Source organism: Corynebacterium sp. (genome assembly GCF_030532715.1).
Classification (GTDB): domain Bacteria; phylum Actinomycetota; class Actinomycetes; order Mycobacteriales; family Mycobacteriaceae; genus Corynebacterium.
Map to the genome: position 1 here is coordinate 210,844 of NZ_JAUNKO010000006.1, position 24,255 is coordinate 235,098.

Consider the following 24,255-nt stretch of genomic DNA (forward strand, 5'->3'; position numbering starts at 1 on the left):
CCCCGCACGGTGAACGTACGAACGCAACAATTGGAGCAGCAGTGGGGCAACACACAATCGTGACACAACAACCGCAGCCGGAGCCCGCCCCGGATGCGGCCACGCAACGCCCCCGGTTGCGCCAAATACTCCTCCCAATTTGCATCATCTTGGTGGGAATGTGTGTGCTGCTGTACCCAGTGATAGCTACCCAGTGGAATAACATCCAACAGCAGTACGTCACCGAAGAATACGCGAAGTTCGTCGAGGAACAACCCGAAGAACTGCGCAATGAAATGTTCGAATCGGCGCTGCGCTATAATCTTGAAAACACTGGGACGCCCATCCTGGATCCGTGGTTAGCGCAAGTCGCCGAAGACAACGGCGACTACCAGGAATACCTCGCGCAGCTGAAAACCAATGGGCCGATGGCGCAAATCATCGTCCCTGCGGCCAAAGTAAAACTGCCGGTATACCACGGTAGCGATGAAAAAACCCTGGAAAAGGGCGTCGGCCACCTCTTTGGCACGAGCCTGCCGGTGGGCGGGGAATCGACGCACTCCGTGCTCACCGGGCATACCGGTCTGACGAACGCCACGCTGTTTGACAATCTGACGGACGTTCGCGTCGGTGACGCGATTTACCTCAATGTTCTAGGAAACAGGCTGAAGTACGAGGTTGATCAGCTCAACGTCGTGCTGCCGAGCGAGGTTGAACAGCTAGCCGTGGTGGAGGGCGAAGACCTAGTCACGCTGATTACCTGCACGCCTTATGGCATCAACTCGCACCGCCTGTTAGTGCGGGGGCATCGGGTGCCCATGGAACCCGAAGACGAAAAACTCTTGGACGAGCAGGGCGGACTCACCTGGCAATGGTGGATGCTGGCGGCTATCGGCGCGTGCGCTTTGGTACTCCTCCTCGTAGTGATTTGGTTGCTCCGGGCGCTGCGGCGCGGCCGCGTGGTTGCCGCACCCGATAGCGAGGTTGGTAGCGATGCCCAAGGCGAGTAGCCCCCTCAAACGCGTAGTGCGGGCGGCGGCAGCCACGGTTGCAGTTGTAGCCTTTGTGACATTGCCGAGCGCGCACGCGGATTCGCACACCGTGATGGGAAATTCGGCGAACCTTGAGGTGGCTTCCATTGACACCACTCGTGCCGGCGCGCTTACGCTGGTGAAAGCGGTGGGTGAGCGGCCGCAGCCCGCGCGTGAGGCGAGGTTTACGGCGAAGCGCATCCAGGGGATTGACCTCACGCACCCAGCGGGCTGGGAGTCTGCGCGGAGCATGACCGTGGCGCAGGCCGTGGACGCGAAAAGTGACTACATTGATAGCGCGTATACCGACGCCGCGGGCGAGGCCAAGCTGTCCGACCTGCCGCTCGGGCTGTACCTGGTGACTGAAACTGTTCCGGGGAACACCACCGCCCGGGTGGAGCCTTTCTTGCTGACTATCCCAAGCGGCAGCGTGGACGGTCGCTTGTGGGAATACCACGTACGCGTAGCCGCGAAAGCCGTGCAGCACGCTGGCGCTGACTCCGATAGTGCGTCAAACTTTGGGTTGCGGAAGCGCGAGCGGAGTTTGGCGTCGACGGGCGCGCAGGTATTGGGAGTGCTGGCTGTTGGCGTTGGTCTGGTGTTGGGTGGTTTGGTGCTGCGGCGGATTCGATAGTTAATCGTTATCACTGGTGGCGGCGATGATGTCGGCGCGGGCGCGCGCGACCCGCGAGCGGATCGTGCCCACGCGCACCCCGGCAATTTTCGCCGCTTCGTCGTAGGTATAGCCCAACACTTGCGTGAGGATCAGCGCTTCGCGGCGCTCATCCGAAAGCTGGTCGATGAGCATTCGGGCGTCAACCCAATCTGCCCAAGAGTTTGAACTTTCGGCGCTCGCGTGGGCGTCTTCGTACTCGGTTGCGGATTTGCGGGGGCGCGCGAGGTCGTGTCGAATATTGTCCACCCACACCCGGCGTGCCAGTGACAATATCCAAGTACGTGCGGAGGAGCGTGCCGCAAAGCGGGGGAGTGCGCCGATCACCCTGAGGTAGGTTTCCTGGGTTAGGTCGTCGGCGATGTCGCGACCCCCCAAATGAGCAAGCAGCCTCCAAACATCTGTTTGGGTCGCTTGGATGAATCCTGTGAGTGCTTCCTTGTCGCCGCGGCCAGCTTTGATGGCTAGCTCAGTGACGCGCGCGTCGTCGCGCTCAAGGTATGAACTCACACCTGATAAGACTACCAGCGCCTGCCTGCGGTTTGAGGCTCCGCGCGCCGCCGCGTATGCCGTTGTCGTTCGCATTCGCACTGTTCAGCCTAGGTAACTGCATTAATAAGTGATTGCCTATTAAAAAAGAAAATGCTTGCAGGTTTTACGTATCAGTTGTATGGTGGAGTCACCAGCCCCCTTGAAAGGAATCACCTATGTCTGATGTGTCTGACATCGCCTCGCGCGGCAAGTGCCCGGTCGCGCACGGCCCGTCCACAGGTTTGAACGGCGCCCCCGTTGCCAGTGAAAACCACTCCATTACTCAGGGACAACAGGGCACCGTTGCACTGCACGATTTCCACTTGCTGGAAAAGCTCGCCCACTTCAACCGGGAGCGTGTCCCGGAGCGCGTTGTGCACGCGAAAGGTTCCGGCGCGTTCGGCGAATTCCACGTCACCGAGGATGTTTCGGCTTATACCTGTGCGGCGCTGTTTCAGCCCGGTGTGACCACCCCGATGTTGGTGCGTTTCTCCACGGTCGCCGGGGAGCAAGGCAGCCCCGACTCCTGGCGCGACGTCCGCGGATTCGCCTGCAAGTTCTATACCACTGAGGGAAATTACGACATTGTGGGTAATAACACCCCAGTGTTCTTTATCCGCGACGGTATTAAGTTCCCCGATTTCATCCACTCACAGAAGCGCCTGCCGCACACCGGCCTGCGCGATGCGAATATGCAGTGGGATTTCTGGACCCGCAGCCCCGAGACCGCGCACCAGGTGACATACCTGATGGGTGATCGTGGCATCCCGAAGACCTTCCGCCACATGGACGGTTTCGGTTCCCACACCTACCAGTGGGTGAATGAGGCCGGCGAGCGGTTCTGGGTGAAGTACCACTTTAAGACCCGCCAAGGCTGGGAGTACTACACGGATGAAGAGGCCGCTAAGGTCACGGGTGCCGACGCCGACTCCTCCCGCACCGACCTGTGGGAAGCTATCGAGCGTGGCGACTACCCCGCGTGGGACTTCTACGTGCAGATCATGCCGGTCGCCGAGGCTGAAAACTACCGCTGGAACCCCTTCGACCTCACCAAGACTTGGTCGCACAAGGACTATCCATTGGTGAAGGTTGGCTACTTTGAGCTCAACCGTAACCCGGAGAACTTCTTCGCCCAGATCGAGCAGGCCGCATTCGCGCCCTCGAACTTGGTGCGCGGCGTCGGTTTCTCCCCGGATAAAATGCTGATCGCGCGTGGTTTCGCCTACGCGGATGCGCACCGCTATCGCATCGGCGCAAACCACGAGCAGGTTCCGGTGAACCAGCCGGTGTGCCCGGTGAACTCCTACGCTCATGACGGCGCGATGACCTATCAGTTCCGTGGCGCGGAACCCGTGTACTCCCCGAATGGGTACGGCCGCGAGGCTGGGTACAACGATTCCGGCAACACTGTCACCGTAGGCACCGCCGGGGACATGGGCTTGTGGGACGTGCACGGCACTGACTTCACCCGCGGCGCATACGTGCAGCACCCCGAGGACGACGATTTCATCCAGGCGGGTCAGCTTGTGCGCAACGTGCTTGACGACGCCGCCCGCGAGCGCCTCGCCGGTAACATCGCCCGCGCCATGAGCGGCGTATCCCCCGAGGTTGAGCAGCGCGTGTACGAGTATTGGACCAACGTGGATTCCTGGCTCGGCGGACGCGTCCGCGAGCTGTACACCGCTCACAAGTAGGTGCTCACAAACTTTCGGTAGTTATCTTTCGGTCGCGCTAACGCCGCCCCGTGCATTCAGACAATGTCTGTAGCGGGGGCGGCGTTAGCGTTTTCATACGCACCGAGCGCATTCTCATTACAATGGCGGGAGCTACTCACTGAGACGAAAGGGCTTGCGAGAATGTCAGAAACTTTGTATACCGCCACCGTTGCTTCGACCGGCGGCGGCCGTGACGGGCGTGTCGAATCCGCTTGCGGAGACCTCGCCCTCGATGTGCGCCCCCCGAAGGCCCTCGGTGGGGCGGGTGGTGCCGCCAACCCAGAGCTGCTATTCGCTGCCGCTTGGGCATCGTGTTTCAACGGTGCGTTGCAGCTCATGATGAAAAACGAGGGCGTGGACGTGGCACAGCACCAACCCACCGTCACCGCTGAGACGAGTCTGCACCGCGATCCCAGCGACAGCGGCTTCCGGCTTTCCGGCAAGATCACCGTCGAGTTCGAAAACCAGGAGGCACTTGCCGACGCCGCGGGCCTCGTCGCCAAGGCCCACGCGTTCTGCCCCTACTCCAAGGCCGTTGCTGGCAACTTCGATGCGGAAGCTGTCCTCGGGTAACCGCATTATTTTTCGGCGCGTAACCGTCAGGTGCCGCCGGTGTAGAAATCGTTGACGTAACCCGTGGCGCCAAACGCGCCAAACCCTAGCTTTTCCAGCTTTTCGGGCGGGGGGCGGAGGGCGTCAGCATCCTCGAAGTCTTCGCGCACGAACTCGAAATACTCGGCGTCGGTCATGCGGTCAAAATCGGGGATGTAGAAGCCATCGTCGTCGGCCTGGTCGGTCGGCGGGCAGTATGGCTCAAGGAAAATCGTGCGCAGCCGCTCCTTGGCCTGGGTGGGGGATTGTCGTACTTCCATAAGAAGTCGCCGCGCAGCCTGCATTTTATTGGCGCAGATCATGAAAATAATCTCGCCAGCCTCCAGCAGAAAATGCGTGGCATGTGCCAGTTCCGCCCGCTGCAGTGTTGAACGCACGCCTGCGACCATGCGTTCCAATTCCCTGTGTGGAACTACCGGGTGCTGTTTGTTTAACGTGAGGCAGGAATCCATAAACCCCTCGGCGCAGTCCCGGCCACCTGCGAAATCCGCGAGAATTGCGATGGGTTCTTCGGCGTCGCCGTTGGCAAAGATTCGCGTGGCAACTTGCGTCGGGGCCACGCTGCACATCAGCAAAAACAATAAGGGGGATTCGTATCGGGCTTGGGCTACTAGCACGTGGCGGAGTTGTCCGTCCGCCGTTGGCCCGACCGCAAAAAGGTATGAACTATTTGACACGGCGAATCCTCCTCAACAATGGTGCCTTGAACACCGCTTTACGCGCCAAGCCACCCGAAGGTAGCTACTGTGCAGCTTCTGTAGGTAGGTTACCTTGTGCAATCTGTTTATCTTCAACCGCGACCCCGTGAATGCATCGGCCCATGTAGAAACTGGACACACTGGCAACCACAAGCACGCCAACAATGGCAATAATCGCGCGGACGAGGTTGTTGGGGTCAAAACCCACGGTGGCCCAATCATGGATCAGGTGAGCCAGCAACAGGAACGGCAACGCCACGCCCGTGGTAGGTCCCATGACATTTGCTCTAGTCAACGCGTCCGGGGAACGCCACATCGCCACCGCGGTGAGTGCCACCAATACGGTGGAAAATACGGCAATGATGGCAACAATAATTTCGACGATGGACATGTTAACGGCGCCCCTTCGACAAAATGCGGGCAGTGGACACGGTAGTAATCAAGCCGAGCAGGCCCGCAAGTAGCGCCACCTCGTAGGTAATAAACGTACGGTTCAGCAGCGACCATAATAGATACGTGGCCACCATTGTGTAAAACACCATATCGGCAAGGACGGCGCGGCTGGACATCTTCTTTACCTTCAAAATCAGCACCAGGTTTGCCAGCAACGCAAGCCCAGACACCGCTATGCACGCGGAAATAATCAACTCAAATGGGGTCACTGGTGCTCCTCTGGGTAATCGCGAACATCTGCGGTGGTGGGGTGCGGGTCTGTGCTCACAGGGCCGTAATTCGTATCCGAATGACCCGCCACAAACGTTGACCGCAGCGGATTGCCAGCGCCTTGGCCGGGGGCGCCGTGGTCGATGTCGGCGACGTGCGGGGCAAGACGCTCCTCCATATCCGCCAGACCCGCCAATACCTCAGCCGGATCCGCACCATACACCGCCTGAACGAGCAACACTCGTGGGTCGCCTTCCTTCGCAGGATTGCGGAACCCCAACGATAGGGTGCCGGGCGTCATGGTCACCGAGGTAGAAAACAGCATCAATTCCTGATCCGTGGTCACCCGCAACGGGTACGCAACAATGATCGGGCACATCCGGGTCCGCCTGCGCAAAACATCCCGGCAAATCATCATCGCGCCTACAAACACTTGCGTAAACAGCCAATACGTGTACTTAATGGCGTGGATCATCGTGGAACTCCAATCGCGTCGGAGACGTTGCCGAGCACCGCGGTGGTGTAGCTCGGGACGTCGAGAAGCCCGGCGGCGGCGTCCAAGGTAACGGCTGCAAGCGGTCCCGCGAAGGCAAACATTGCCAGGCTCAACACCGCCAACGTCGCACCCGGCAGCCCCAGCCACAATGGAACAACCAAATCCGCAGGCTTTTGGTGCATCGGCTTGCCCCAAAACGCTAACCGCCACGCGCGCAGCATCGACAGCAGCGCGCCGCAGCTAGCAACCACAATTACAGCGATGACCAGCCAGGACTGCCACGTCGCCTCCCGCGCCACGGCGCTGACCACAAACACCTTGCCCCACAAGCCGGAAAACGGTGGGAACCCCACCACGGAAAACGACCCCGCAACAAACACTGCGGCAATGAGCGGGTCGCGTCGCGCCAAGCCAGAAAGCCGCGCCAACCGTCCAGTGCCGTAGGTCTCTTCAATGGCGCCGGCAGTGAGCACGAGGGAACCGACCGTAATCATGTGGTGCAGCATGTAGAACATACCGGCGGCAAGCGAACGTTGCGGGTCCCCACCCAAGAACGCGAGTGTGACCAGGATAAACGGCATGCCGTTGACCATCTGGTAGGCGATGACGCGACGCAGCGTATGCTCGCCGAGGCCCGCAAACCCGCCCACCAGCATCGACGCAATCATCACCACCATGATCAGCGTGGACCAGCGGGTATCCATATCAAAAATCACCACATACATGCGGAACAACGCGTACACCGCAACCTTGGTGTGCAGCCCCGAGAACAACCCCATCACGGCGGCGGACGTGCCGGGGTAGGTGCGCGGCAACCACGTGTGCACTGGGAACACGCCAGCTTTCACACACAAGGCGATGACCACCAACCCCATGGCCACAGTGACCGGTCCGTTGCCCGCCGCCGCCCCGGCGAGGGCGGCAACGTTGACCGTGCCGATAATGCCGTACACCAACACCACGCCAATGAGCAGCACCGTTGAGGTGGTCAGGTTTACTAGCACGAACATTCGCCCGCTGGCCAGGCGGGACCAGGTGCCCGTCATGGCTAGCAAGCCATACGAGGGCAGCAACATCACCTCAATAAACACGAACAGGTTAAACAGGTCCGCGGTGAGCAAGGCGCCGTTGACACCGGCGGTGAGCATGAGCGCCAACGCGGGGTAAAACCTGGCCCGTGTCTCATCGGCCAAGGTGGCAAACCAGTTCGCCGCCACCGCCACAATGCTGGTAGTAATGATCATCACCGCAGAAAACGCGTCCGCAGCAAACGGGATGGAAATCCCGCCGGGGAACAAGCCAACGTTGTGGGCGATCGTGCCGCCTAACGTTTCCTCCAACAGGAAGCCGCCAGCCACAATGCCAAACGCCGGGACGAGGAAGTGCAGCGCGTCACGCACTATCCGCCACGGGGCGATCACTGCCACGGCCGCCGCGGCCAACGGCACCGCAACAAAGAGGGGGAGTAACGCTTCCATTAGTGTTTGCCTTCCTCAGCGTCGGACGCGGAATTGCGTTCCCGCACGCGGGCGGCCCGCGGCGATGAAGGATGAAGTTGGGACGCGCCTCGGGCGAGCGTCTCCAAGGGGGACAATTCCTCGGGGTCTTCCCAACTGCGGGTATCGTCGGAACGCCCCAGCGCTGCCAACGCCAGCATGAACGCCGTGGTGGCCATCGTGATCACAATCGCCGTAAGCACAAACGCCTGCGGCAATGGGTCCGCAGCCTCCTCGAGCGGGGTACCCGCAAACGGTTGCCCCCGCCATGCGCCGATGCCGGCGGTGAGAATAATCAGGTTGGCGGCGTGGCTGATCAGCCCCATGCCGAGCACGATACGAACCATACCGCGCTGCAGGATCAAAAAGACGCCACCGCCCATCAACGTGGCAATAGTCAAGGCGATGATCACAATTCGTCCTTCCCGCTGGCAGTGTTTGTGGTGGTATACAGGTCCCACGTGGCGGTGCGGGCTTGCGGCCAGTCCGGGTCATCGTCGTCCCTGGTGGGCACCGGCGGGTGGGACCTCAGCGGATGGTCCCCGCCGCGACTAAACGGCAACAATTCCGAATCCGTGCCCGGTCGCAGGTAGCCGCCTAAATGATTGATCGCCACCGTCAGCATGCCCAATACGGCGAGGAACACACCAACATCAAAAATCATGGATGTGGTGACGTGCTCGCCGAACACATGGCCGTGCAACGGCGCCAAAAATGAATGGTGGAAATACCCCAACACGCCGGAGCCGATTGCGGTAAGCACACCCACCCCGGTCAACACGTATGGAACATTTTGCCCAACGGTGGCTTCGTCGCGGCCGCGGGCCAAGTACGACAGCATCAGCGCCCCACCGGCAACCAGCGCCGCGATAAAGCCGCCACCGGGTGCGTTGTGGCCGCGCATAAAGATCAGGAAACTCAAGATCCACAGCGCCGGAATCAACCATTTGGCCAGCACTTTCATGGGGATTGCGTTGAGCTGGGAGGCGCCGAACGGCTCCGGGTGGGTGCCCTTGTGGAACGGGTGGCGTGGAATGCTGCCTACCACAGCCGCAATGACCACGCCGGCCATGCCCAGTACCGCCAATTCGCCCATGGTATCCAGCGCGCGGAACTCTACCAGGATGGTGTTTACCACGTTTGCACCGCCGGAAATCTCGGGCGCCTCCCGCAAGTACCACAATGCGATTTCGGGGCGTTCGTGCCTGCCCAACAATTCCCACACGGCGGCAAACGTTGCCACACCGGTGAGCACAGCCAACACTCCCGCGGATAGCGCCCGCCGCGGTGCGATCTCGTGGAAATTCGTAGGCTGCTGGCGGATCACCATCATCATGATCACCACGACCAGGATTTCCACCAAGAACTGGGTGAGAGCCACATCCGGCGCGCCTAAAATCAGCACCTGGAGGGTGACGCCCACACCGGCGGTGCCCAAGAGGATTACGCCACTGATTCGGGTACGGGCCCGCGCCAAACCGAACACACTGCCAATGACAATGAGCAGCGGGAGAAGATCCAAAGGCTGGTCCGTCCCCGGCACGCGCGGCGCGGGGGACACCCCATCCACACCGGGGAACAGCAGCGTCACATACGCCAGCGCTAAAATCACCAGAATTGGATACGTCAAATGGCGGGAAGGGCTGTACGAATCCGCCATGCGGCCCGTCCAAGTGCCCCACGCGCTGGCGGCTTCCGTAATGCGATGCAAGAGGGAGTTTCCGCTGAAGGGGAGCAAATCGCGGCCGTCGATACGCGGTAGGAGCGTGCGGCGAGCAGCCACCAGCCCTGCGCCGGCCACCATCACAGCCACAGAAATACCCAGCGGCAAGGTCACCCCGTGCCACAACGCCAAGTGCACGTGTGTACCAGCAATTTCGCTAACCGGGGCGTCCAACAAGCCCACGGTAAACGCCAACGGCAACGATAACGCCCCTGGCAACGCGGCAGGCAGCCACAGTAACACCGGCGCCTCCTGCACCTTGGACATGTCGCGCGGGCCGTCCACAAACGCGCCGAGCACCAAGCGCGCCGAATAACTCAAGGTAAACAACGCGCCCACCGTCGCCGCCAGCAGCAACACAATCACCCCAGTGCTGCCCAGCGGCGCGTGCACAAACGCCTCCAGCATGCCTTCCTTGGAAATAAACCCAAGCGTGGGAGGAATCGCCGCCATGGACAACGCGCCGATCAGCACCCCGCCGAACGTCCACGGCATGCGGTGATACAGCTTGCCCAAACGCCGCACGTCGCGCGAGCCAGTTTGGTGGTCGATCACGCCAATCAGCATGAACAAACTTGACTTAAACAACGCGTGCGCCAGCGTGTGCACCAGCGCGGCAGCCAACGCAACATGCGTGCCGACGCCGATCGTGGCAACAATCCAACCCAACTGGCTCACCGTGGAATACGCCGTCAGCTTCTTCAAATCCGTCTTCTGGATGGCAAAAAACGCCGCCATCACCGCGGTGGACATACCCGTGACAATCAGCAACAAATTCCACACGTACACGTCGTGGAACACGGCGGAAAAGCGCATGAGCAGGTAAATGCCGGCCTTCACCACCGCAGCCGCGTGCAGAAACGCGCTCACCGGCGTGGCAGCGGCCATCGCCTCCGGAAGCCAAAAGTGGAACGGTAACTGGGCGGCCTTCGTAAACCCGGATAGGGCCACCAGTACCGCAACAACGGCCGTGAGTGTTGGTTTCTCCGCCCAGAACGGTGCCCGCAAAATCTCGTGCAGGTTGGTCGTCCCCGCCTGGGTCGCCATAATCGCCACCGCCACCAGCAGGGTGAGCCCGCCCGTGAACGTCAGCATCAGCGTGCGCATGGCGCCAGCTTGCCCCCCAGAGCCCGCGCGCGCGATGAGCAAAAACGAGGCAATAGAGACGAGTTCCCAAGAAATAAACAGCAAAATCACATCATCGGAAAGCACTAATAGGAGCACCGATAACATAAAGCCCGTCATAATCACATAAAACGAGCCATTGCCGGATTTATTATGTAGGTATTCGGCGGAATAAATGAATACCACCGCGCCAATAGACAACGCCAACAAAGCGAAAAATAACCCCAGCCCGTCGCCCCGCAACGCGAAATCAACCGAGCTGCCGGAAGTAAGAACCTCCGGCACCCACGGGACACGAACCCCGAGGTGAGGGCCCTGTGTGGCCACCTCGCGGGCGAGGTAACCGGCCGTGGCAAAATACAGCACGCCTAAGGGCCAACCAGAGCGCCGGTCCAACACCTTTACCAACACGGGCGACGCCGCGAACGCTACCGCCGCGAGTATAAGTACAGTAATGAGGGCCACGAAGACATCACACCTGAGTTCAGTGGGAACAAAAAGATGTTTATAGGTTACCAGCAGCGATCTCGGGTCCCCCAAAGGCAAGTCTCTCTACTATACTTTGGTAGTCATGCGACGCCACATCCGCCCAATCTTGCTCGTCTTCCTCTTAGTTATTCCTGTAGTAATTGGAATCATTTGGTCAGCTTTTGCCCCCAGCGCAGGGCAAACGCAAACCGCTGACGCGTCGAAGGAAACTCCCATCACAACTGCCGCGACCGCAGACCGAGGTGCGGACGGTGCTGCAGGCGCGGACGGCGCTGCTGGAACTGACAGCGCGGCGTTATCGCAAGACCTAGTGAACACGCGGCGCGCGGCGGGCGAGGCGACGACGCAGGCTGGCTTCCTCGTCACCGGCACCACCGAACTCGCGGACGGGTCCGGGAAGCTCAACGACGCCACCACGCAGCTTTCTGATGGTTCCAAACGAGCTGCCGACGCCGCGCAACAGCTCGCGAGCGGCATGACCGAGCTGCAGGCGGCAACCGGTCAACTCGGGGATGGTGCAACCAAAGTCGCAGACGGCGTGGCACAAACTGTCGAACAGCTGCAGGGCGTGGCGGCGATGCAAGGGCAACTGTTGGTGTTTATTGACGAAGCCGACAAACAGCTCAGCAAATACCCACTCCAGGACGCCAAAGATATGCGCGCGCAACTTGGGGAATTGCGCGTCCAACTCAACAACATCAAGTTTGACGGGGAAACCGCAGACCAGCTCAACCAGCTGCGTGACGGGTCACGGGAGCTTGCCAACCAAATCGGCAAACCCGGTGGGGCGTTCCACGACGGTATGTTCGCGGCAACCGACGGCGCCAAACAACTCAGCGCCGGGCTCGTGGAATTGCGTGACGGCGCAAACCAGATCAATGGAGCGACCGGCGAACTCAAAGCTGGCGCCGATCGCGTCAAAGGCATGGCTGATCAGAACAAAACCAAAGTTCAAGCCGTGCAACAAACGCTGCCCACCGGGGTGGCTGCCGCGGGGACTCCTGACGCCACGCAATCCCAAGACGTGCGCGGGCTTGGCAGCATCGGGCTCGTCATCGGCATTTTTGTCATGATGGCTGCGTCCGCATTGTGGCTGGTTGCTCGACCAAACAGTGGGATCTGGACGCCAGTGGTGGCCGTCGCTACCATCGCCGCCATCGGCGCGATCCTCCTGCTTGCCTTCGGAAGCACGGGGAAAACCTTGATCGCCCAAGCCGGAGTCATTGCACTCACCGCCGCCGCGGGTGCATTCCTCGGGCGTGCCATGCTTGCCCTGTTCGGCGAAAAGATCGGCCGCGGCGTACTCCTCGCCACCATGCTCCTCCAAACCGCGGTGATCGCCGCAATGTTCGGCAGCGACCGCATCATTCTGGGCATCTTCCCCCTCTACTACTCCATGCGCGGGCTTCTCGCCCCAGCAATCTCCGAACTGCTCATGTCCTACGTCGTGCTTCTGTTGCTGTCCGCCGCAGGTTACGCGGTTATTCGGCTGATGGAAAAAGGCCGCCCCGAAGAGCCCGAAGAATTCACCGAAGACGAACTGTTTGAGGAACTCCAACCGGCGGGAGCCAGCGCACACTAGGCGCCTGGGAGGCGGACAATACCCGCTCTGAGGTAGCCACGGTACAACCCGCCTCTGTTGACCGGCCCCAGTAAGCACCAAACTTGGAGTTGGGGAAACGCAAAACCCGCACCGAAGCGGTGCGGGTTGATGTGAGTCGGGATAACAGGATTTGAACCTGCGACCTCTTCGTCCCGAACGAAGCGCGCTACCAAACTGCGCCATATCCCGGGGTGCAAGACGTGCTTGCTACTGGATTTACTATAGTGGCCGCCGTCTTCACCGACAAAACCCCAGGTGAGGTGGGTTAGCGGATATCGATAATGGTGGCGGATGGGCGGCAGAAGAGGCGGAATGGCGCGTACTTTGAGGTGCCGAGCCCGTTGCTTACATGCATCCACATGTTGTTGAATTTGTGCAGCCCGTGGGCTCGGCGCCGGTCGATACCGCAGTTGGTGACGATGGTGTAGCCGCCGGGCAGGCAAATCTGCCCGCCATGGGTGTGGCCATGGAGGCTGAGTTGGTATCCATCGGCGGCGAATCGTTCCAGCACTCGAGGTTCCGGGGAGTGCGCGAGTCCAATGCTGAGGTCGGCGTCGATGTTCGGCGCCCCGGCAATGAGGTCGTAGTTGTCTAGGTCGTGGTGGGGGTCATCCACACCCGCGATGGCGAGCCGCACGCCGGAAGCTTTGAATTCGATGCGCTGGTGCGTGGCGTCGTGCCAGCCGTGTTCCTTGAACGCCGCCCGCATGCCCTCCCACGGTAATGCTTGATTACTCACCTTGCGCTTCTTGCCCAGCAAATATCCGAACGGGTTCACGGGTTTCGGGCCGAAGTAGTCGTTAGACCCGAAGACGAAAACGCCAGGATATTTCAATAGCGGGTCGAGGGCGCGCAGCACGTGGGGGACGGCGGCGGCGTCGCCAAGATTGTCGCCGGTGTTTACCACGAGGTCAGGTTTGGCCAACGCCAGCGAGTTCAACCACTGAATTTTTCGGTCTTGCCCGGGCAGCATGTGAAGGTCGGAAATGTGCAGGATACGGAAGTTTCCCACCTCTTCGGCCACGTCTGGCGGCAGGAGCGGAACGGTGATGCGTTTGATGGTGAAGTTGCTGGTGTCTCGGTAGGCTTTCCATGCAGTGAGGCCGCCGAGGGCTGCGCCGCCGAGTATGCTGAGGATTTTCGCTGGTGTTCGCACAGCTTATGAGCGTACATGTATCGTCGGCAACTATGAGCGAGTTGCACGATCAGATTCGAAAAGACTTAACGGCGGCGATGCGGGCGAAAGAAAAACGCAAGGTTGCGGCGTTGCGGATGCTGCGCTCGGCGATTGTGTATGAGGAGCGGGAGGGCGCGCGCCACGAACTCAGCGACGCGGAGGTGCGCCGTTTGATTGCCCGCGAGATAAAGAAGCGCCGTGAGTCTGCGGCGATTTACGCTGATGCGGGGCGCGCGGAGTTAGCCGAGGTGGAGTCCGCCGAGGCTGACGTGCTTGCACAGTACTTGCCTACCCAGCTTGACGACGCCGCCCTCGCCTCCCTCGTTCGCACCACCATCGCCGACCTCGGTGCCCAAGGCATGGGGGACATGGGTCGAGTGATGAAGGCCGTGCTGGCGGAGGCTAACGGCCAGGCTGACGGGAAGCGGGTATCGGACGAGGTGAAAGCCCAACTAGGGGCGTGACGCCTGCTCGATGAGCTGCTGAATCACACCGGTGATTTCATTCACGGCGTCCTGAACTTCTTGGTTTGGGGGCGGCGGGCCGCCGGTGCCGTCGGACACCTGCAGGGTGACCTTTTTCTCGCCTTGCAGCATGGCCCCGTCCGGCACCACCGCGAGCACGCGGCCCGCGGGTGCCCCATCTCCGGGGACCTTGGTGACAGCGACGGTATAGCCATCCTGGGCAAGGCGCTTCTTCGCAGCATCCTCGGTCAGGCCGGTCACTGAGGGCAGTGAGGCTGCCGCTAAACCTTGGACGTACTCGGCGTCGATAGGCGCGAGGTTGCCGTTATATGCAGCGGGGGTGGCGGAGGCGGCGGAGAACCACGTGCGCGCAGTCTCCATACCGCCATACAAATCCCCATATCCGCATTGGCGCAGCGGCGCGGTGCACAACGGGCTAATTTCCGTGCCGTCGTTGTACGCGTAGGCCACAGCGGCGAACGTGGAATTGTAACCCAAGAACGCGCTGGACTGGTGTGATTCCGTGGTACCCGTCTTCGCCGCAGTCGGAACACCCCACCCAAACGCCCCAGCGGCCGGGGCGGCGGTGCCGGTTTTAATATCGTCGCTCAAGCCGATCGACAACGCGTGCGCAATCTCGGGGGATACGGCTTCCTCACATGCTGGGCGCTCAATAGCCACTTCTTCGCCCTTGCGGTCCACAATTTTGGCCACCGGGTTCGGCTCACACCACCGGCCATTCGAAGCCAACGTCGCCGCCACATTAGACAACTCCAGCGGATTCACCGCAGTGGGGCCCAGGGTGTAGGAGCCCAAATTGTTGTCGCGCATGTAATCCGCGATAGACGATTCGCCATCAAAGCTGCCCTCCTCCTCATAGGAACGCAGCCCCAGCTTTACCGACATATCCACCACGTCCTTCACGCCCACCTCTTCGATGAGCTTGACAAAGGTGGTGTTCGGCGATTGCGCGAGGGCCTCCTTCAGGGACATCGTCGGCTTATACGTGCCGGCGTTCTCCACGCAATACGTTCCGGGCGGGCAATTCTTTGCGCCGCCGGAACCCAGCCCCCGCGCCTCATAGCGCGGCGGAACCGCAAGGGGAGACTCCACACCGAGGCCCTTTTCCAGCGCGACAGCCGCGGTGAAAATCTTGAAAATTGAGCCAGCGCCGTTGCCCACACGGGTGGACGTTTGCGGCAACACGGTTTCCCCGGCTTCCAAATCCAACCCGTAGTTGCGGGACGAGGTCATCGCCAAAATATTGCGAGTCTCCGTGCCCGGCTCGATGATGTTCATGACATTGGCCACGCCGATCGCCCCCGGATCCGCCTGCCCAATCACCGCCTGATGGGCGGCGTCCTGCACAGCCGGGTCTAACGTGGTGTGCACCGTGTACCCCCCGCGGGTGAGCTCCTCCGCAGAAATACCCTTTTCCGCGAGGTACTTGATCACATAGTCGCAGAAAAACCCGCGGTCGCCGGCGGCGATGCAGCCATTGGGCAACGATTGCGGCTGCTCCAACACCCCGAGCGGCTCATCCTTGAACTCCTTCGCCTCCGCTTCCGTGATCTTGCCCTCGCGCACCATGGTGTCCAGCACGAGGCTGCGACGGTCAATCACCGCCTGCTCGTTGGTGTACGGGTTCAAATACGAAGACGATTGCACAATGCCTGCCAGCATTGCAGCTTGTGGCACCGTGAGTTCCGCAGCGGAAGTATCAAAATAGGTGCGTGCCGCGGCTTCCACGCCGAATGCGCCATTGCCGAAGGGGACGATATTGAGATAACGGGTGAGAATCTCGTCTTTGCTCAAGACTTTTTCTAGATCCGACGCCATTTTCATTTCCCGCAGTTTGCGGGCATAACTGGTTTCGGTGGCGGCAATTTGTTCCGCTTCCGTGTCAGCATTCACAAGCAATAGGTAGTTTTTTACATATTGCTGATCCAGTGTCGAAGCGCCTTGTTGCACGGACCCAGAGAACAGGTTCGTAACCATTGCACGAATTGTGCCTTGCCAGTCGACGCCGTCGTGCTCATAAAAACGATGGTCTTCAATGCTCACAATGGCGTCCTTCATGGGCTTCGAAATCTGATCACTGGGAACGTCGAAGCGGCGCTGGGTATAAAGCCACGCCATGGGCTGTTCTTGGGCGTCCAAAATGGTGGTTACCGTAGGGGACGTGCCGTCGGTGAGATCCGCAAGATTCGACTCCATCGCTTCTTGCGCACGCGTAATGGCCACGCTTGAAAACCCAACGACTGGGGTTAAGGCTAAGGCTCCGATGAGGCTCATTGTAAAAACGACAACGAGAATCCGGCCGATAGACTGAAGCTTGGTCACATCTTTACCCTACGTGGAGTGTGGCGGAGTGGGGAAGCGGCAAACTCCCCCCGCATTGTGATAAGTTCGACAAATTGAAGGTCCTGTGAATAAACTTACAGCAGAATAGAAGTTTTAGCAGGTAGGAGGCTCACCGTATGACCACCTCACTGGTCCGAAATCGTCGCCGAAATCCCTACTTCTTGGGGAATCCCACAGAGATTGCCACAGCGGAACGTGCAAAAACACGGAGCGATTGGGTTTCTCTAGCCAAATGCCGCGATGGTGATCCAGACGCGTTGTTTGTTCGGGGCGCAGCCCAGCGTAGCGCAGCCGTGATTTGCCGGCACTGCCCAGTGTTGCAGGAATGCCGTGCGGATGCGCTGGACAATCGTGTTGAGTTTGGGGTTTGGGGCGGATTGACAGAACGGCAGCGTCGCGCTTTGCTTCGGAAGAATCCCCACGTAGCTAACTGGGCGGAGTATCTTTCCTCTGGGGGTGAACTCATCGGAATCTAGCGATACAGTGGTTCCCATGACGAAATGGGAATACGCCACTGTGCCGTTGCTCACTCACGCGACCAAGCAGATCCTAGACACCTGGGGTGAGGACGGCTGGGAGCTCGTATCCGTGCTTCCCGGCCCGAACCCGGAAAACCATGTTGCCTACTTGAAGAGGGAACTGCAGTGAACCGGCCGGAAAAGCTCAACAGATTAGAAAAACTTGGAATCAAACTTCCGGCCGTGGCGGCACCAGTCGCATCCTATGTGCCGGCGGTCCGCGTGGGCAATCAAGTGTGGACTTCGGGCCAGCTGCCATTCGTGGATGGGAAATTACCTGCGGTTGGCAAAGTAGGCGACAAGATCTCGGTTGAAAAAGCCGCAGAGTACGCACAAATCGCGGTAATGAACGCGTTAGCGGCCGTGCATGCGTTGGTGGGCATTGAAAAAGTCACCCGCGTGCTGAAGATCACTGGCTATGTTGCCTCTGCGGAGGGTTTTATTAATCAACCGGCGGTGATCAACGGAGCGTCGAATATAATCGGCGAGATTTTCGGTGAAGCTGGGGCGCATGCGAGGTCTGCAATTGGGGTATCTGAGCTGCCCCTAGGATCCCCCGTAGAGGTCGAGGTGATAGTAGAAATCACCGACTAATCGTCGGATGCGACTTCAGGGGTCTAAACTAACAAGCATGGAGCATCCTGCTTACAGCCAACTGCGTCCAGTGACGCCATCAGCTGCCGTCGTATTGTGCCCCAATCCGGGGTATGCCTCACTCGAAGGAACGAACTCTTGGGTGATTCGCGCCCCGGGAGATCCTCGTAGCATTGTGATTGACCCTGGCCCCGAAGAAGAAGGCCACCTCAATGTATTGAACGCCCGTGCGGAAGAAGTGGCGTTGGTGTTGCTGACCCACCGTCACCACGATCATGCTGACTCCGCGATGCGGTTTCGGCAGCTGACTGGTGCGCCGGTGCGTGGTTGGCACCCCGCCTATTGCCGTGGGGCGGAAAAACTGGAAGATGGAGAAATCATTCAGGTTGAAGGTGTCACCCCGCAGATTGAGGTCGTGCATACCCCCGGCCACACTGCGGACTCGGTGTGCTTTTTCATCTGGAGTGGGGAGCCAGGAAACTCCACCCTTGAGGGCATTGTCACCGGTGACACGATCGCGGGCCGCCATACCACGATGATTTCGGAAACCGACGGCGATTTGGGCCAATATGTGGAAACCTTGCACATGCTGGAAAAGCGCGGCAAGGATGTTGCTTTGCTGCCGGCGCACGGCCCCGACCACCCTGATTTGTCCGTGCTGGCCCGAAAGTACATTGATCGCCGGGAACAGCGACTTGCCCAAGTGAAGCAAGCCCGCGAGAAGCTCGGGAAAGACGCAACACTCAAGCAGATCGTGGACGAGATCTATACGGATGTGGATCCAGTGTTGCGCGGTGCCGCGGAGCAATCCACGCGAGTGACTGTCCGCTACCTTGACGAGATTGGTGAGTAACTTTCAACCTCGCGTTGCGCACACAAAGCCCGCTCGGCGTATTGCCGGGCGGGTTCTTGCGTGTGCGGAAGGATAAGGGGCCGCGGTGCTGGACGGCGAAAAGTCGAGCAGCGCGGCGTCGATTAGCGGGCGCGGCGGGCGAGGTGTTCCGTATCCACGATGAGTACGGACTTGCCTTCGAGCCGGATCCACCCGCGGTGAGCGAAGGTTGCGAGGGCTTTGTTGACCGTTTCCCGGGAAGCGCCAACCAACTGCGCAATCTCTTCTTGGGTGAGGTCGTGGTTCACACGCAGCGCGCCTCCCTCTTGGGTGCCGAAACGGTTGGCAAGCTGCAGCAACGTCTTGGCTACGCGGCCGGGAACGTCGGTGAAAATCAAATCCGCCAGGGAAGCGTTCGTGCGGCGCAGGCGGCGGGCGAGCACCCGCAAAAGCTGCTCCGAAATCTCCGGGTGGTCGGCGATCCACTTCCGTAGCATCTCCGAGTTCATCGTCGCCGCTTGCACCTCGGTCACACAGACGGCGGACGAAGTGCGCGGGCCGGGATCGAAAATGGAAAGCTCGCCAAACATGTCGGACGGGCCCATCACCGTCAGCAGGTTCTCGCGGCCGTCCGTGGAATGGCGCGCAAGCTTTACCTTACCTGCGGTAATGATGTACAGGCGGTCGCCTGGCTCGCCTTCCTCAAAGATGGTTGTTCCGCGGGGGAAGCGTACCGTCTCTAAATCTTGAATGAGGTTACCGACGGCGACGGGGTCAACACCTTGAAAAATTCCAGCGCGGGACAGGATTTCCTGTACAGCATCCACTCGTATTCTCCTTGATTAGATCACTAAGGTGACGGCTCATACTCCGCCGGATCGTCGCGCCCCTTTCTGGGTGAGGAGGAGTCTCTGCGTGTCACCGGCTCTTCGTTTCCTCCTTCGCGGAGAAAACTTTACTAAGATCACACTCTACTATGTGCTTGATCACTACGGCGGTTAAATCGCTCTGGCTCCACTGCTGCGCCCCGTTACGCCACGGCAACACCGCAGCGACCACGAAGGCAATGACGAGGGGTTTCGGTAATTCCGGCAGTTGCGCAAACCGATGAGGGATTTTTAACGCCACATGAAAGAAAACCCGGCCCCCCAACCGTAGTTGTGTTCGAACACTGGCAGGATGGGGTGAACCGGGTTTGCGTTGGGGTGTATGCAGTGTGGGTCCCCGCTGGCCGTCGCTAGTTGCCGGGCGGCGGGGATGGGGTACTTCACGCCCCTGTGCGAGGTGTTAGACCTCGACGGGCACTTCCTGTGGTTTGCGGGTGCAGAAGGACTCGAATCGTTCCATTTGGATGGCGAATACGGCGAAGAGTACTGGGGCAAGAAGTGAGAGCGCTGCTGTCATAGTGCTAATCCTAGTCCTTTTTTGGGTTCCTATTACAGTTACGGGTATGGCTGAGCGCAAGAAAACGAGGCATGAAACCAGGCTTGGGAAGGTTCGCCGGGCACGACGGATCAACCGAGCGTTGGCGGTAGGTTTCCCTGATGCGCACTGCGAATTGGATTTTTCGAGCGCTCTACAGCTTACCGTAGCAACTGTGCTAAGTGCCCAATGTACCGACGTTCGCGTGAATCAGGTCACACCCGCGTTGTTTGCTCGGTATCCGACCGCGTCGGACTACGCGTTCGCGGACCCAGCGGAGCTTGAGGAACTCATTCGTCCGACGGGTTTCTACCGGGCAAAGGCCAAAAATCTCATCGGGCTAGGCAAAAAACTTCACCAGGATTTCCAGGGTGAGGTGCCGCGCACCATCGAGGAGCTCATTACCCTACCGGGGGTAGGCAGGAAGACGGCGAACGTGGTGCTGGGCAACGCGTTCGGCGTACCGGGGTTGACCGTGGATACGCATTTCGGGCGGATCGTGCGCCGCCTGGAGCTTACCCAGCAGCAAGACCCCGTTGCCGTGGAACGTGAGATCGGCGAGTTGATTGAACGTAAGGAATGGACCCTGTTTTCGCACCGCGTGATTTTCCTTGGGCGGCGCGTGTGTCATAGCCGACGGGCGGCGTGTGGCGCGTGTTTCATTGCGAAGGATTGTCCTTCATTCGGCTACGCTGGTCCCGCTGACCCCTTCACCGCCGCCAAGCTGATCACGAGCGACGATAGGGAACATTTGTTGGATTTGGCCGGAGTGGAGCTGGCGTAAGGAGCTGGAGTAAAACGATGCCGCAAAGCGCAAAGTGGTCCATCGTGGGTGCCGTGCTTCTCACCGTGTGCGTATTGGGGGCGGTCCCGTTGATGTTGCGCGCGGTGGATCCGGTGCCGCAGCCGGAGGAACCTACGCAGCAGGTTGTGGTCGCGTCCCGCCCGGATTGCGCGGGCGATTTTCCGGTGGACCTACCCTGCCTCGGCGGCCAGCGGGTCGAAGCCGCGCCGAAACCCACCGTGGTCAATGTTTGGGCTTGGTGGTGCGAGCCCTGCCGTAAGGAATTACCTGTGGTTGCGGAGTTCGCCAGCACCCACCCGGAGTACCGGGTTGTGGGGGTGCACGCGGACGCGCAGGCGGCGAACGGGGCCGCGTTCCTGGATGAGGTGGGCGTGGATACGCCGTCCTTCCAAGACGAGGCGGGGGCGTTCGCGGGTACGCTCGGGTTACCTGGTGTAGTGCCGATCACCGTGGTGTTGCGCGCGGACGGTACTGTCGCCGCCGTATTACCGACCGTGTTTACTACCCCCGACGACCTTGAACGCGCAGTGCAGGAGGCACTTCGATGACCGACATACCTGGGCTCAACACCGAGTTGCGTCCAGAAAAAGCCCCGGTATGGATGCGCAAACTGGTGGATAATGTGCATGCCGGCAACTTCCACAGTGTCCTTGGCGATCGGCACCGCGCCCTCGCCAGTGACCGTGGGAGGCAAGCCGCTGTACTGATGCTGTTTGCCGGCACCGAAACTTCCGCAACCTTGCCTAACGACGCCGCGGTGTTGCTCACCCACCGCTCCCCACTCTTGCGGTCTCACTCTGGGCAGGTGGCGTTCCCTGGTGGCAGGTTGGACGCCGAAGATATCAACCCGGTGGACTGCGCATTGCGGGAAGCCTGGGAAGAAACAGGGTTGGATCGGCGTAGCGTCACCCCGCTGGCCCAATTGGAAGAAGTGCATATTCGGGCCACCGGCTACCCGGTGCACCCCGTGGTGGGGCACTGGCATACCCGCACGCCCGTGGGTGTGGTCCGCCCCGAAGAAGCCGATGAAGTGTTTGACGTCCCAGTGCTGAGCCTCATCGACCCCAGCAACCGATTGTCGGTGGGCTGGGGCTCATGGAGCGGCCCTGCCTTCCGCGTCAACGACTATGTGATCTGGGGTTTTACCGGTGGGTTGCTCGCGGCGGCGTTGCACCAAGCCGGGTGGGAAGAACCCTGGGACCGCGACAACGTGCAGGATCTGCGCGAAACCCTTGCGAAATCCCGAAACAACGAGAGGATCCTGTAGATGGTTGTGGACATCGTCATCGTTGTCTTTGTGATTCTGGCAATCTTCGGAGGCTGGCGGCAAGGCGCGATTACCTCAGTGTTGAGCACCGTTGGGGTAATCGCCGGGTTGATCATCGGCGCCGCCATCGCGCCGTTTGCCATGGGCTACACCAACCACACCGCACTTCGATTCCTGCTGGCCATTGGCATCATGGTGTTCTTCCTCGGAATGGGCAACCTCGTCGGCGGCATCGCCGGCAGTGCGCTGCGCGACAGCATGCCGTTGAAGATTGTCCAGCGCGTGGATTCCGCCGTGGGTTCCGTCTTTCAAGCGCTGGCCACGCTCGTGGTGGTGTGGCTGCTAGCAATTCCACTGGCCACCAGCGCCCCAGAAGGCGTGGCCAGTGCCATCCGCAGCTCCAAAACCCTCTCCGCAGTGGATCGGTTTACCCCCAGCATCCTCGATAGTCTGCCCGCGCGTATTTCCGCCATGCTCACTGACACCGGGCTGCCGCCACTGATTTCCCCGTTTAACCAATCGATGGGCGTGGAGGTGGAAGCCCCGGCCATCCACGTAGAAAACGTGGCGCTGGTGGAGTCTCTGCGGCCGAGCGTGATCCACGTGATGGCCGACGCTACCCAGTGCAGCCGCAGGCTTATGGGGTCCGGTTTTGTCGCCGCCGATGACTACGTGGTAACGAACGCGCACGTGGTTGCGGGTTCGGACACCGTCCGGCTGGACACAGTGATCGGCGTGCGTATCGCCGAGGTTGTTTACTTCGACCCCGCCGAAGACATCGCCGTGCTGCACAGTGAGGGCCTCGGCTTGAAACCCCTACAGTGGTCCGCGGCCGCTGCGGAAACCGGCCAAGATAGCATCGTTATGGGTTTCCCCGAATCCGGCCCCTTCGAAGCGGCACCCGCCCGCGTGCGGGAAGAAATCACCGTGAACGGGCCCAACATCTACGCCTCCGGCATGACGCAACGCCAAGCGTACACCGTGCGCGGTAGCATCCGGCAGGGCAATTCCGGCGGCCCAATGGTGGACCTTGACGGCAACGTGCTGGGCGTGGTGTTCGGCGCCGCCATCGACGACACCGACACCGGGTACGTGCTCACCAGCCAAGAGGTGCGCAACAAGATCGGGCCCATTGAGCAGCTCACCCAGCAGGTAGACACTCAGGGCTGCGTGGCCAAGTAGCGCAGAATTACCGCCACAAACTCCGCCGGGTCTTCCACCTGGGGGAGTTGCGTGGTGTGGGGGAACGCGCCGGGGATGCTGAGGGAGGAGACGGTGCCCGTGGTTCGGGTCGCGGCGCGGCGCAACAGGTGCCGCCAACGCGGCTGTGCGTTGTGCATGATCAACACCGGCGCCTGTGCTTTCGCCGCAAACCACGAGGCGGGCACCCACGTGTGAACCAGTCGCCCCGTTTTCAGCGTAATGCGGCGGGATCTTTTCATGCCCGCAGACAGCGCGCACAGGCGCTGATACTCCGCAACCCGAGCCTCGTGCTCGGGGCTTGCGTGCTTGAATGTTGGGGAGCCCAGAGCCCGGCCCAGCGTCATTTCAGCTGGCCAGCGCAGCAATTCTTGGGTGTACAACCACGGGCGGGCGGCGATCGCACGCCGGAGCTCCGTGGGGTGGATTGCGTTGATCGTGATCAGCGCGCGTACTCGCTGCGGGCGACTTGCGGCCAGCACCCAGCCGATCGCGCCGCCGACTTCGTGGCCCACAATCACCGCGTCATCGTGGCCAAGTGAGCGGATTGTGCCAGCAAGGTCACCGACGGCGTGGCGGATTTCGTAGCCGCTGGGTGGCCGATCCGATAGCCCGTAGCCGCGCAGTGACACCGCGCATGCGTGATAGCCAGCGTTGGCCAGCGGCTGTAACACGTGCTGGTATTCGAACCAGCCGCCGCGGGATCCGTGGAGGAACAAGATCAGCGGCGAGCTGGGGTTTCCGCAGCTTACGGCATGCAAACGAAGGCCCCTTGTGT

General features: G+C 60.5%; 26 protein-coding genes and 1 tRNA gene. 14 read left to right on the forward strand and 13 right to left on the reverse strand.

What is annotated here, in order from left to right; translation table 11 throughout:
* Window positions 1-59 precede the first annotated feature (59 nt).
* Together Q4D83_RS10735 and Q4D83_RS10740 are read left to right on the forward strand one after the other, a co-directional pair.
* Window positions 60-989: a class C sortase gene (locus Q4D83_RS10735; RefSeq protein ID WP_303175297.1), complete on the forward strand. Its 930-nt coding sequence runs from the start codon at window positions 60-62 to the stop codon at window positions 987-989.
* The gene (locus Q4D83_RS10740) at window positions 973-1,644 is read left to right on the forward strand and encodes a SpaA isopeptide-forming pilin-related protein (protein WP_303175298.1); all 672 of its coding nucleotides are present in this window, start codon (window positions 973-975) and stop codon (window positions 1,642-1,644) included. Before Q4D83_RS10735 ends, Q4D83_RS10740 begins: the two co-directional genes overlap by 17 nt.
* On the opposite strand, the gene Q4D83_RS10745 is transcribed toward Q4D83_RS10740, so the two are convergent.
* A complete protein-coding gene (locus Q4D83_RS10745; protein WP_303175299.1) occupies window positions 1,645-2,193 on the reverse strand; it encodes an RNA polymerase sigma factor in 549 nt (182 codons plus the stop codon).
* 197 nt (window positions 2,194-2,390) lie between these two features.
* Between Q4D83_RS10745 and Q4D83_RS10750 the strand changes: the two genes are divergently transcribed.
* Both Q4D83_RS10750 and Q4D83_RS10755 read left to right on the forward strand, forming a co-directional pair.
* Window positions 2,391-3,908: a catalase gene (locus Q4D83_RS10750; protein WP_303175300.1), complete on the forward strand. Its 1,518-nt coding sequence runs from the start codon at window positions 2,391-2,393 to the stop codon at window positions 3,906-3,908.
* A 162-nt stretch (window positions 3,909-4,070) separates the two neighbouring features.
* Window positions 4,071-4,502, forward strand: a complete 432-nt coding sequence (locus tag Q4D83_RS10755) for an Ohr family peroxiredoxin (RefSeq protein WP_303175301.1) — start codon at window positions 4,071-4,073, stop codon at window positions 4,500-4,502.
* A 26-nt stretch (window positions 4,503-4,528) separates the two neighbouring features.
* On the opposite strand, the gene Q4D83_RS10760 is transcribed toward Q4D83_RS10755, so the two are convergent.
* The 7 genes from Q4D83_RS10760 to Q4D83_RS10790 form a co-directional block, all read right to left on the reverse strand.
* Window positions 4,529-5,218 (reverse strand): hypothetical protein, encoded by a 690-nt coding sequence (locus tag Q4D83_RS10760; RefSeq protein ID WP_303175302.1) that lies wholly within the window; start codon window positions 5,216-5,218, stop codon window positions 4,529-4,531.
* Window positions 5,219-5,282: 64 nt separating this feature from the next.
* Window positions 5,283-5,630: a Na+/H+ antiporter subunit G gene (locus Q4D83_RS10765; protein WP_303175303.1), complete on the reverse strand. Its 348-nt coding sequence runs from the start codon at window positions 5,628-5,630 to the stop codon at window positions 5,283-5,285.
* Between the two features lies 1 nt (window position 5,631).
* Window positions 5,632-5,901, reverse strand: coding sequence for a monovalent cation/H+ antiporter complex subunit F (locus Q4D83_RS10770; protein WP_303175304.1), 270 nt, complete (start codon window positions 5,899-5,901; stop codon window positions 5,632-5,634).
* A complete protein-coding gene (locus Q4D83_RS10775; protein WP_303175305.1) occupies window positions 5,898-6,377 on the reverse strand; it encodes a monovalent cation/H+ antiporter subunit E in 480 nt (159 codons plus the stop codon). The genes Q4D83_RS10770 and Q4D83_RS10775 overlap by 4 nt, the downstream gene beginning before the upstream one ends.
* The gene (locus Q4D83_RS10780; protein WP_303175306.1) at window positions 6,374-7,876 is read right to left on the reverse strand and encodes a monovalent cation/H+ antiporter subunit D family protein; all 1,503 of its coding nucleotides are present in this window, start codon (window positions 7,874-7,876) and stop codon (window positions 6,374-6,376) included. The genes Q4D83_RS10775 and Q4D83_RS10780 overlap by 4 nt, the downstream gene beginning before the upstream one ends.
* The gene (locus Q4D83_RS10785; protein ID WP_303175307.1) at window positions 7,876-8,307 is read right to left on the reverse strand and encodes a cation:proton antiporter subunit C; all 432 of its coding nucleotides are present in this window, start codon (window positions 8,305-8,307) and stop codon (window positions 7,876-7,878) included. Before Q4D83_RS10785 ends, Q4D83_RS10780 begins: the two co-directional genes overlap by 1 nt.
* Window positions 8,304-11,207 (reverse strand): DUF4040 family protein, encoded by a 2,904-nt coding sequence (locus Q4D83_RS10790; protein WP_303175308.1) that lies wholly within the window; start codon window positions 11,205-11,207, stop codon window positions 8,304-8,306. Before Q4D83_RS10790 ends, Q4D83_RS10785 begins: the two co-directional genes overlap by 4 nt.
* A gap of 106 nt (window positions 11,208-11,313) precedes the next feature.
* Between Q4D83_RS10790 and Q4D83_RS10795 the strand changes: the two genes are divergently transcribed.
* A complete protein-coding gene (locus tag Q4D83_RS10795; RefSeq protein ID WP_303175309.1) occupies window positions 11,314-12,813 on the forward strand; it encodes a hypothetical protein in 1,500 nt (499 codons plus the stop codon).
* A 136-nt stretch (window positions 12,814-12,949) separates the two neighbouring features.
* Here Q4D83_RS10795 and Q4D83_RS10800 read toward each other — a convergent pair.
* Together Q4D83_RS10800 and Q4D83_RS10805 are read right to left on the reverse strand one after the other, a co-directional pair.
* Window positions 12,950-13,023: transfer RNA gene (locus Q4D83_RS10800), tRNA-Pro, on the reverse strand.
* 76 nt (window positions 13,024-13,099) lie between these two features.
* Window positions 13,100-13,990 (reverse strand): metallophosphoesterase, encoded by an 891-nt coding sequence (locus tag Q4D83_RS10805; protein ID WP_303175310.1) that lies wholly within the window; start codon window positions 13,988-13,990, stop codon window positions 13,100-13,102.
* 32 nt (window positions 13,991-14,022) lie between these two features.
* Between Q4D83_RS10805 and Q4D83_RS10810 the strand changes: the two genes are divergently transcribed.
* Window positions 14,023-14,475, forward strand: a complete 453-nt coding sequence (locus tag Q4D83_RS10810) for a GatB/YqeY domain-containing protein (protein WP_303175311.1) — start codon at window positions 14,023-14,025, stop codon at window positions 14,473-14,475.
* Here the strand turns inward: Q4D83_RS10810 and Q4D83_RS10815 are convergent.
* Window positions 14,464-16,770 carry a transglycosylase domain-containing protein gene (locus Q4D83_RS10815; RefSeq protein WP_303175368.1) on the reverse strand — a complete coding sequence of 769 codons (2,307 nt, stop codon included), beginning with the start codon at window positions 16,768-16,770 and terminating at the stop codon, window positions 14,464-14,466. The two genes, Q4D83_RS10810 and Q4D83_RS10815, sit on opposite strands and share 12 nt — an antisense overlap.
* Window positions 16,771-16,955: 185 nt before the next feature.
* Between Q4D83_RS10815 and Q4D83_RS10820 the strand changes: the two genes are divergently transcribed.
* Genes Q4D83_RS10820 through Q4D83_RS10835 form a run of 4 tightly spaced genes read left to right on the forward strand, consistent with a single transcriptional unit; the run spans window position 16,956 to window position 18,804 of the window.
* A complete protein-coding gene (locus Q4D83_RS10820; RefSeq protein WP_303175312.1) occupies window positions 16,956-17,315 on the forward strand; it encodes a WhiB family transcriptional regulator in 360 nt (119 codons plus the stop codon).
* A 16-nt stretch (window positions 17,316-17,331) separates the two neighbouring features.
* The gene (locus Q4D83_RS10825; protein ID WP_303175313.1) at window positions 17,332-17,487 is read left to right on the forward strand and encodes a DUF4177 domain-containing protein; all 156 of its coding nucleotides are present in this window, start codon (window positions 17,332-17,334) and stop codon (window positions 17,485-17,487) included.
* On the forward strand, window positions 17,484-17,951 hold the full coding sequence (locus Q4D83_RS10830; RefSeq protein ID WP_303175314.1) for a RidA family protein: 468 nt from the start codon (window positions 17,484-17,486) through the stop codon (window positions 17,949-17,951). The genes Q4D83_RS10825 and Q4D83_RS10830 overlap by 4 nt, the downstream gene beginning before the upstream one ends.
* Window positions 17,952-17,988: 37 nt before the next feature.
* Entirely contained in the window at window positions 17,989-18,804 is an 816-nt protein-coding gene (locus Q4D83_RS10835) for an MBL fold metallo-hydrolase (RefSeq protein WP_303175315.1), read from the forward strand.
* A 122-nt stretch (window positions 18,805-18,926) separates the two neighbouring features.
* Here the strand turns inward: Q4D83_RS10835 and glxR are convergent, their stop codons facing one another.
* A complete protein-coding gene (gene glxR, locus Q4D83_RS10840; RefSeq protein WP_146324219.1) occupies window positions 18,927-19,610 on the reverse strand; it encodes a CRP-like cAMP-activated global transcriptional regulator GlxR in 684 nt (227 codons plus the stop codon).
* Between the two features lie 623 nt (window positions 19,611-20,233).
* Here glxR and nth point away from each other — a divergent pair.
* Genes nth through Q4D83_RS10860 form a run of 4 tightly spaced genes read left to right on the forward strand, consistent with a single transcriptional unit; the run spans window position 20,234 to window position 23,459 of the window.
* Window positions 20,234-20,989, forward strand: coding sequence for an endonuclease III (nth, locus tag Q4D83_RS10845; protein WP_303175316.1), 756 nt, complete (start codon window positions 20,234-20,236; stop codon window positions 20,987-20,989).
* 17 nt (window positions 20,990-21,006) lie between these two features.
* On the forward strand, window positions 21,007-21,558 hold the full coding sequence (locus Q4D83_RS10850; protein ID WP_303175317.1) for a TlpA disulfide reductase family protein: 552 nt from the start codon (window positions 21,007-21,009) through the stop codon (window positions 21,556-21,558).
* Complete coding sequence (locus Q4D83_RS10855; protein WP_303175318.1) at window positions 21,555-22,277, forward strand: CoA pyrophosphatase; 723 nt, start codon at window positions 21,555-21,557, stop codon at window positions 22,275-22,277. The genes Q4D83_RS10850 and Q4D83_RS10855 overlap by 4 nt, the downstream gene beginning before the upstream one ends.
* The gene (locus Q4D83_RS10860) at window positions 22,278-23,459 is read left to right on the forward strand and encodes a MarP family serine protease (RefSeq protein ID WP_303175319.1); all 1,182 of its coding nucleotides are present in this window, start codon (window positions 22,278-22,280) and stop codon (window positions 23,457-23,459) included. It abuts the gene before it with no gap.
* On the opposite strand, the gene Q4D83_RS10865 is transcribed toward Q4D83_RS10860, so the two are convergent.
* Window positions 23,438-24,238 carry an alpha/beta fold hydrolase gene (locus Q4D83_RS10865; RefSeq protein ID WP_303175320.1) on the reverse strand — a complete coding sequence of 267 codons (801 nt, stop codon included), beginning with the start codon at window positions 24,236-24,238 and terminating at the stop codon, window positions 23,438-23,440. The genes Q4D83_RS10860 and Q4D83_RS10865 overlap by 22 nt on opposite strands.
* Window positions 24,239-24,255 lie beyond the last annotated feature (17 nt).